Genomic DNA, 8,293 nt, shown 5'->3' on the forward strand with positions numbered 1-8,293 from the left:
AGCCCGTGCACGGCGCCGGGAACGAGGCCGCCGAACAGCATCAGCAGCCAGTACCCGACCACCACCACCAGCGCGAAGCTGAACAGCGCCGTCGGAAAGGCCAGCGCGGCCGTGAAGAATCCCCCCATCCCGGCCACCCTCCCCCGTCTTTCCGCCGGCGCCGCGCTTCGGCACCGGGGAGATCATGACAGCGCCGGGGCCCGCCGCACATTGCCAGGATCCGGCAATCTTTACGCCCTCTTGACACCCTGGTACACGCGGCCCGCGTGACACTGCAACAACCCGGCAACAGGACGGCCGCCGGACGGTCGCAGCGGCGCCGCGCGGGTTTCGCGCGGCGGGACGGCAGTTGTCTGTGCCCGGGGAGGCGGGGACTACAGCCGTCGTGCCGCGCACTACGGCGGTAGTCCCGCGCGCTACGGCCCGGGAGACACTGCTGCTGTAGTGCCGAGCACTACAACGGTTGTTCCGGCCAGTTCAGCAGCCGCGCCCCCATGGCCGCCGTCTCCAGGGTGAAGCGCTGGAGCGCGTCCGCCGGGTCGTACCCGGTGAGCGCCTTGATCCGCTCCAGCCGGTAGCCCAGGGTGCGCACGCTCAGGCCCAGCCGGCGCGCCGCCTCCGCGTTCACGTACGCGGCCTCCGCCTGCACCGCGATGGTGTCCAGCAGCGGACGGGCGCCGCCGCGCGCCTCGGTCAGCGGGCCGAGCACGGTGCGTACCAGGTCGGCCATGGCCGCCCGGTCGCGCATCAGCACCGGGAAGACCAGCAGCTCCTCGGCCCGCAGCTGCCGGGCCGGCAGGTCCAGTCGCCGCGCGTAGTCCAGCGCGTCCAGCGCCTCCTCGTAGCTGCGCGGCACCCCGCTCGGCCCCGAGTGCCGCCGACCGGTGGCCACCCGCCGGACCGGTTGGTACCCGGGCCCGGGACGCAGTGTCAGGTCGGCGAAGGCCTCCAGCACGGCCCGCTCGGAGTCCGGGGCGATGCACACCAGCCGGCCGTCCTTGCTGGCCAGCAGCACGTCCCGCTCGCCGAACCGCCCGGCCAGCTCCCGCTCCACCCGGTGCACCAGTGGATGGACGTCCGCGAACGGCTCGTCGCCCACCGCGACCGCCACCGTGTACGCGCCCGCCAGCCGCAGCCCGAACCGCTCCGCGCGCTCGGCGAGCAGTCCGAGGTCGCTGCGGCCGAACAGCAGGTCGTCGATGAACTCCCGCCGGGCGGCCTCCTCCTGACGGACCGCCAGGCGCTGGGCCCGCTCGTGACCCTCGCCCAGCGCGGCCAGCGCGGCGTCGGTGGCGGCCAGCACCGCGTCCCCGGTCCGGCGCAGCTCGGTGACGCTGCTCGCGGCGGTCGTCCCGGGCAGGGTCTGCCAGGCCCGCCGGGCCGCCGCCAGGCAGTGCGCGACCACCTCGCGCAGCCCGTGCCCGGCCTCGGCGCAGTGCTCGCCGAGTCTTCGCAGGCGCTCCAGCTCCTCGCGGCGCAGCAGCCGGCCGGTGCGGGAGACGTCCGCGAGCAGGACGAGGTAGACCTCGCCCAGCTCGGTCGGTATGTCGTAGTCGATCTCCTCGGTCACCCTGTCCTGCCAACCCCCGTGCGGCCCGGTATTTCGGCGCTGAATTTATCAGGGGCGCTCCGGCCGGGGACGGGCGCGGCGCCCCCCGCCACCGGCCGAGGAGGCCCCGCGGCCAGCCCCTGCCACCGGCTGCGCGGGCCCCTGCCACACGCCGCGGCAGCCCCCCGCTACCGGTCGCGGAAGTGCAGGACGAAGCGGGCGCTGCTGCCGTCGATCCGCCGCCGCACGTACAGCGCGGGGGCGCCGTCCGGCGTGCAGCTGACCCCCTCGCGCACCAGCAGTGCGGTGCCCGGCGGGACGCCCAGCAGTTCGGCGTCCGCGAGGTCCGCGCCGACGGCACCGAAGGCCCGCCAGTCGTACTCCAGCTCCACCCCGGCGGCCCGCGCCAGGTCCGGCACCAGGTTCCCGGGGCGGCCCGGCCGGACCAGCTCGGCGGGCAGCGGGCCGAACGGCACCCAGTAGCTGCACGCAGCCCGGGCCCGCCCGCCCAGCCGGATCACCGAGTCCACCCGGGACAGCTCCGCCGGAGTGCGGCCGAGTTGGCGGGCCGCCTCCGCGTCCTGCGCCGAGCCGGTGACGGGCGGGGCGGCCACCACGAACTCGCCGTCCGTGGACTCGTCGTTCGGCAGTGCGGTGGGCACGCTGCCGAGGTCGAAGCGCTGGCTGCGCGGGTCCACGGCGATCGACACCCGGACGGCCGGCGGGCGGACGAAGGTGCCCACACCCCGGCGGATCTCCACGACGGCGGCCCGCTCCAGCTCCGCCACCGCCTGCCGTACGGTCAGCCGGTTCACGCCGAACTCGGCGCTCAGCTCGGGCTCGCTGGGCAGCCGGGTGCCGGGCGGGTAGGCGCCGGCGTCGACGCGCTCCTGGAGCCGGCGGGCCAGGCGGCGGTACACCGGGGTGTTCGGGGGGCTCGGGGTGTCCGGGGGGTTCGTCGCCACGGGCCCGATCCTACGGAGCCCGCCCCGGGAAGCCCGTGCCGCTCGGGCCGTCCGGGCCGCCTGTGCCCTACATCGCCTCCCGGGTCGCCGTGGGCGGGCGATGGGCGTGGGATAGAAGGATGTACCGATCGAGGCCCGCGTCACCGAGACCTGCGCTACCGAGACCTGCGGCACCGAGACCTGCGCCACCGAGGCCCGCGTCAGCGAGACCCGCGCCACCGAGGCTTGCCCGGCGGCCCCCCGAGGGGTTACACATCTAGACGTCTAGATGTCTCCGCCTCCCGGATCTCCCCGTCTCCTCCCGGGTGCGGCCCCACCGAAAGGCCTCCCGCATGTCCCTGGTCAACTTCCGCGACGCCGCCGCCCTCGGCGACCCCGAGGGCCGGCGCGTCCGCCCCGGTGTGCTGTACCGCTCCGCCCAGCCGTTCCCGGCCGCCGACGAGGCCACCGTCGCCCAGCTGCGCGGCTGCGACATCCGCACCATCGTGGACCTGCGCGACCCGCGCGAGACCGACCCCGCCGACTGGGCCGCCGCCGAGGCCGCCGGGATATCCGTCGTCGCCGCCCCGGTGAACCCCGCCACCGACGCCCTCACCGCGCGGATGGGCACCATGGCCACCGCCGCCGACCTGGGCGACTTCTACGTCCTGCTGGCCGAGTCCGCGCCCGACGCGGTGGCCGCCGCCGTCGACGCCACCGTCCGCCCCGGCGCCGTCCTGCTGCACTGCGCCGCCGGCAAGGACCGCACCGGCCTGCTGACCGCCCTCCTGCTGGACCTCCTCGGCGTCCCCGCCGAGCGCATCGTCGCCGACTACACCCGCACCGCCGACGCCCTGCCGCAGATCTTCGCGGGCCTCGCCGAGCGCCACCGCACCGCCCTCAACGACCGCACCACCTCCCGCGTCACCGACTCCCGGGGCCGCAACCTGACCATCCCCGCGCCCCTCCTGGAGGCCCCGGCCGAGGCCATGTCCGTCTTCCTTGACCGCGTCCGCACCCACCACGGCGGCGCCGCCTCCTTCCTCCCCTCCTGCGGCGTCCCGGCGGCCACCCTCGGCGCCTTCCGCACCAAGGCGGGCGCCGTCGCGGCCTGAGCCCGGGGGGCGTGGCGCCGCGCCCGCTGGCCCGCCCTAATCCCGTTGCACCGCGCCGCCGGTGCTGGCAGCGTGGCCGGACGGGCAGCGTGCCGGGGCGAAGGGGGGTGGCGCGGGGTGACCGCACTGCGCGAGATCCGGGCCGACCACGACGGGCGGACGATCGTGCTCTACCAGGCCTACCCGCCGGCGATCGCCGACGCGGCCCTGGCGGCGGGCCGGTTCACGGCGCCGTTCGGCTTCCACCGGATGACGTGGATCAAGCCCTCGTTCCGCTGGCTGATGCACCGCAGCAACTGGGCCCAGAAGCCCGGCCAGACCAGGGTGCTGGCGGTCCGGATCACCCGGGAGGGCTGGGAGGAGGCGCTCGCCCGCGCCGTCCTGACCACCGCGCACCCGGACGAGGTCGCCCGCGCCGAGGTCCACGTGCAGTGGGACCCGGAGCGGTCGCTGCGCGGGGCGGCGCTGAACCACTACAGCATCCAGGTGGGCATCGGCCGGTCGCTGGTCCGCCGCTACGCCGAGGAGTGGGTCGTCGGACTCACCGACCTCACCCCGCAGGTGCAGCGGATCGCCGCGCTGGTCCGCGGCGGGCAGGCGGCGAAGGCGCAGCGGCTGCTGCCGCCCGAGCGCCCGTACCCGCTGCCCGCCGCGACGGCGCGACGCCTCGGCCTGGGGTGATCCGAGGCCCGGGGTGATCCGAGGCCCGGGGTGATCCGAGGCCTGGGACGGCCTTCGGCCCGGGACCTCACACGTCCCGCCGCCGCACCACGACCACCGTCACCGCCACCGCCGCCGCGCCCCACACCCCCATGGTGATCCACGAGTCCAGCACGCTCGGCGCGTACTTCCCCATCGTGGTCCTGGAGTTCGGTGTGATGGTGAGCCGCTGCACGGTGGCCAGCGGCAAGTGGGTGCCGATCTCCTTCAGCCACCGGTAGCGGTCCCCGCCGAACATCATCGGCAGGATGAACATCAGCATCACCAGCGACACGATCGAGGCGGTGGCGTGCCGCAGCAGTGCGCCCAGCGCCATCCCGATCAGCGCGCAGACCGGCACGATCGCCGCGTAGGCGAGCACGGCCCGCAGGCAGCCCGCGTCGGTGACGGAGAGCCCGACGTGCCGGGAGGCCAGCATCGCGTTGACGGTGAAGAAGGAGACCGCCGAGACCACGAGCCCGGCGAGCGCGGTGATCCCGCCGATCAGCAGCACCTTGGCCGCGATCACGCCGCGCCGGTCCGGGACGGCGGCGAAGGTGGTGCGGATCAGGCCGGTGGTGTACTCGCCGAAGACGGTGATCGCCCCGAGGCTGCCGGCCGCGACCGCCATCAGGTCGCTCGCGATGCTGCCGAGGCCGTGGAACAGCGGGTCGTAGGTGTACGGCGGCCGCCCGGGCATCGGTGCGGGCGGGTGGTCGATGTACGTCAGGTCGGTGTGGACGGCGTTCACGTTGACCGCGACCGCCACCAGCGAGGCCAGCGCCAGCACCCAGTAGGTGGAGCGCAGCGAGCGCAGTTTGATCCACTCGGCGGCGAGCAGGTCCAGGAACCGGGGGGCCGGTTCGGCGGCGGGACCGGTGGAACCGGCGGAACCGAGGGTCATGACGTTCATGCTGCTCATCGGGCTTCTCCTGCCAGGTACTCGACGCTGTCGGCGGTCAGGGACATGAACGCCGACTCCAGCGACGACGTCCGGGCGGCCAGTTCGTGCAGCACCACGCCGTGCCGCAGCGCGAGTTCGCCGATTCGTTCGGCCGGCATCCCGGTGACGATCCCGGACCCCGGCTCCGTCAGCCGCACGTCGGCCCCCTCCGCGCTCAGAACCTCGGCCAGCGAGGCGAGTTCGGGCGCCCGGACGGCCACCGAGGAGACCGCGTTGCGGGCCGAGAACTCGGCGAGGCTCTCGTCCGCGATCAGCCGGCCGCGCCCGATCACCACCAGCCGGTCGGCGGTGTGCTCCATCTCGGCCATCATGTGGCTGGACACGAAGACGGTGCGCCCCTCGGCGGCGAGCCGGCGGAACAGCCCGCGCACCCAGAGCACGCCCTCCGGGTCCAGCCCGTTCAGCGGCTCGTCGAAGAGCAGCACCGGCGGGTCGCCGAGCAGCGCGCCGGCGATGCCGAGGCGCTGCTTCATGCCCAGCGAGTAGCCGCCGATCCGGCGCCCGGCGGCCTTGCCGAGCCCGACCTCGGCCAGTACCTCGTCCACCCGCCGGAGCGGGATGCGGTTGCTCCGGGCCAGCGCCGACAGGTGGGCCCGGGCGCTGCGCCCGCCGTGCACGTCGCCCGCGTCCAGCAGGGCGCCGACGTGCCGCAGGCCGCGCGGCCGGCTCGCGAAGGGCACGCCGGCCACGGTGACACCGCCCTCGGTGGGGGTGTCCAGGCCCAGGATCATCCGCAGTGTGGTGGACTTGCCCGCCCCGTTGGGGCCGAGGAAGCCGGTCACGGTGCCGGGCCGGACGGTGAAGGTCAACTGGTCGACGGCCGTGGTGGCGCCGTACCGCTTGGTCAGTCGCTCGATCTCGATCACGGGGACAACGCTGCCGGTCGGGCCCCCGCCCGGGCATCGGGCCGCGGGCCACAACGGCGGACGACCGCACTGGCCCCGGGGATTACGCCCCCGGGCCAATGTGCCGTCGTCCGGGCCGCCGCTACCATCGCGTCATGATCACCGAACCCCGTCCGCCGCTGCTCAGGCGCCTGCCCGCCGGCGTGTGGGTGGGGGCGCTGTGGACGGCCCTGGTCGCGTTCCGCTTCTTCACGCGCGAGAACGAGCTGCACCACCTGCTGAACTACCACGGCAACCCCGAGGACATGCCGATGGTGGTCACCGCGGTGGTCACCACCCTGGTCGCGACGCTGCTGGTCCGGCTGCCGCTGCTCGCCATCGCGGTGGCGCTCGGGGGCGGGATGTTCGCGCTCGGGATGTGGAGCGTCCCGGAGGCGGCGCCGCTCCAGTTCCTGATCGCCGACGCGGTGGTCGGCTACTGCGCGGCCACCCGCTCCCGCCGGGTCTCGCTCACCGCCCTGGCACTGCCGCTCGCCACCCTCGCCGGGCTGCTGGTGTGGGGCGCCGTCAACGACTACCCGGTCAACCCGCTCGCCTACGCGGGCTTCGCCGCCACCGTGCTGATCGCCTGGCTGATCGGCAACACCGTGCACCAGGGCCGGGCCCACACCGAGGCGCTGCGCGGCCGGGCCTCCGAGCAGGCCATCACCGCCGAACGGCTGCGCATCGCCCGCGAGTTGCACGACATGGTGGCCCACAACATCGGCATCATCGCGATCCAGGCCGGCATGGGCAGCCGGGTCATGGACACCCAGCCCGCCGAGACCCGGGCCGCCCTGGAGGCGATCGAGGCCACCAGCCGGGAGACCCTGGCCGGACTGCGCCGGATGCTCGGCGCGCTGCGGCAGGGCGAGGGGGAGTCGGCGCCGCTCGACGTGATGCCCGGGCTGGGCGAGCTGGACCGGCTGGTGGAGAAGGCGGCGGGCGCAGGGGTGCGGGTGGCGCTCACCCGCCGCGGCGAAGCCCGTCCCCTGCCGTCCGAGGTCGACCTCGCCGCCTACCGGATCGTCCAGGAGGCGGTCACCAACGTGGTCAAGCACTCCGGCACCCGGGACTGCCACGTCACCGTCGGGTACGGCCCGCGGGACCTCGACGTCACCGTCGTCGACCTGGGCGCCGGAGCGGCGACCGGCACCCCCGGCACCGGCTACGGGCTGGCCGGAATGCGCGAGCGGGTCGCCCTGCTGGAAGGCGAGTTCGCCGCCGGCCCGCGCCCCGAGGGCGGCTTCCGGGTCGCCGCCCGGCTACCGCTCCCGGAGCGGGCCCCGGCCGATCCGCCTGCCGATCCGTCCGCCGAGACCCCGGCCGATCCGCCTGCCGAGACCCCGGCCGATCCGCCTGCCGAGACCCCGGCCGATCCCGCCGTCGAGCCCCCCGTGGAGGTGGGACCGTGATCCGTGTCGTCCTGGTCGACGACCAGCCGCTCATCCGCACCGGCCTGCGCGTACTGATCGCCGACGCCCCCGACCTGGAGGTGGTCGGCGAGGCCGGCAACGGCGCCGAGGCCGTCGAACTGGTCGCCCGGCTGCGCCCCGACGTCGCCGTGATGGACATCCGGATGCCCGGCATGGACGGCATCGAGGCCACCCGCCGGATCACCGCCGACCCGGACCTGCCCACCCATGTCCTCGTCCTCACCACCTTCGACGACGACGACTACGTCTACGGCGCGCTGCGGGCCGGGGCGAGCGGCTTCCTGGTCAAGGACCTCGCCCTGGAGACCATCCTGGACGGCGTCCGGGTGGTCGCCGCCGGGGACGCCCTGCTGGCCCCCGGCATCACCCGCCGGCTGATCGGCGAGTTCGCCGCCCGCCCGGAGGCCGACGCCGCGGCCAAGCCCCGCAGGCCCGTCGCCGAGGCCGTCACCGAGCGCGAGCGCGAGGTGCTCACCCTGGTCGGCCGGGGCCTGTCCAACGCCGAGATCGCCGCGGAGCTCACCATCAGCGTGGCCACCGCCAAGGCCCACGTCGCCCGGCTGTTCACCAAGCTCGACGCCCGCGACCGGGTCCACCTGGTCATCCAGGCCTACGAGTTCGGGCTGGTCAGCGCCTAAAGCACCTAAAGCGCGTAAAGCGCGTAAAGCGGGTAAAGCGAGAGCGCCGGAGCGGGCCCCGCAC

At 75.0% G+C, this 8,293-nt stretch carries 8 protein-coding genes; 4 read left to right on the top strand and 4 right to left on the bottom strand.

Annotated elements, in window-relative coordinates:
• Positions 1-454: 454 nt before the first annotated feature.
• Together ACFU6K_RS22445 and ACFU6K_RS22450 are read right to left on the bottom strand one after the other, a co-directional pair.
• A complete protein-coding gene (locus ACFU6K_RS22445; RefSeq protein WP_380665650.1) occupies positions 455-1,570 on the bottom strand; it encodes a PucR family transcriptional regulator in 1,116 nt (371 codons plus the stop codon).
• A gap of 167 nt (positions 1,571-1,737) precedes the next feature.
• Positions 1,738-2,514 carry a GntR family transcriptional regulator gene (locus ACFU6K_RS22450; protein WP_380665652.1) on the bottom strand — a complete coding sequence of 259 codons (777 nt, stop codon included), beginning with the start codon at positions 2,512-2,514 and terminating at the stop codon, positions 1,738-1,740.
• Between the two features lie 332 nt (positions 2,515-2,846).
• Here ACFU6K_RS22450 and ACFU6K_RS22455 point away from each other — a divergent pair, with 332 nt between their 5' ends.
• Both ACFU6K_RS22455 and ACFU6K_RS22460 read left to right on the top strand, forming a co-directional pair.
• Positions 2,847-3,608 carry a tyrosine-protein phosphatase gene (locus ACFU6K_RS22455; RefSeq protein WP_380665654.1) on the top strand — a complete coding sequence of 254 codons (762 nt, stop codon included), beginning with the start codon at positions 2,847-2,849 and terminating at the stop codon, positions 3,606-3,608.
• 117 nt (positions 3,609-3,725) lie between these two features.
• On the top strand, positions 3,726-4,289 hold the full coding sequence (locus tag ACFU6K_RS22460; RefSeq protein WP_380665656.1) for a DUF4291 domain-containing protein: 564 nt from the start codon (positions 3,726-3,728) through the stop codon (positions 4,287-4,289).
• 67 nt (positions 4,290-4,356) lie between these two features.
• On the opposite strand, the gene ACFU6K_RS22465 is transcribed toward ACFU6K_RS22460, so the two are convergent.
• Both ACFU6K_RS22465 and ACFU6K_RS22470 read right to left on the bottom strand, forming a co-directional pair.
• The gene (locus ACFU6K_RS22465; RefSeq protein WP_380665658.1) at positions 4,357-5,229 is read right to left on the bottom strand and encodes an ABC transporter permease; all 873 of its coding nucleotides are present in this window, start codon (positions 5,227-5,229) and stop codon (positions 4,357-4,359) included.
• Entirely contained in the window at positions 5,226-6,137 is a 912-nt protein-coding gene (locus ACFU6K_RS22470; protein WP_380665660.1) for an ABC transporter ATP-binding protein, read from the bottom strand. Before ACFU6K_RS22470 ends, ACFU6K_RS22465 begins: the two co-directional genes overlap by 4 nt.
• A 134-nt stretch (positions 6,138-6,271) precedes the next feature.
• Between ACFU6K_RS22470 and ACFU6K_RS22475 the strand changes: the two genes are divergently transcribed.
• Together ACFU6K_RS22475 and ACFU6K_RS22480 are read left to right on the top strand one after the other, a co-directional pair.
• Positions 6,272-7,570, top strand: coding sequence for a histidine kinase (locus ACFU6K_RS22475; RefSeq protein WP_380665662.1), 1,299 nt, complete (start codon positions 6,272-6,274; stop codon positions 7,568-7,570).
• Complete coding sequence (locus tag ACFU6K_RS22480) at positions 7,567-8,229, top strand: response regulator (RefSeq protein ID WP_380665664.1); 663 nt, start codon at positions 7,567-7,569, stop codon at positions 8,227-8,229. Before ACFU6K_RS22475 ends, ACFU6K_RS22480 begins: the two co-directional genes overlap by 4 nt.
• The last annotated feature ends 64 nt before the right edge of the window (positions 8,230-8,293 follow it).

It is taken from the genome of Kitasatospora sp. NPDC057512, assembly GCF_042802135.1.
In the GTDB taxonomy this organism is placed as follows: Bacteria; Actinomycetota; Actinomycetes; order Streptomycetales; family Streptomycetaceae; genus Kitasatospora.

Coding starts and splice junctions, on each gene's coding strand:
- ACFU6K_RS22455 (WP_380665654.1), top strand. CDS start 2,847: ATGTCCCTGGTCAACTTCCGCGACGCCGCCGCCCTCGGCGACCCCGAG.
- ACFU6K_RS22465 (WP_380665658.1), bottom strand. CDS start 5,229: ATGAGCAGCATGAACGTCATGACCCTCGGTTCCGCCGGTTCCACCGGT.
- ACFU6K_RS22475 (WP_380665662.1), top strand. CDS start 6,272: ATGATCACCGAACCCCGTCCGCCGCTGCTCAGGCGCCTGCCCGCCGGC.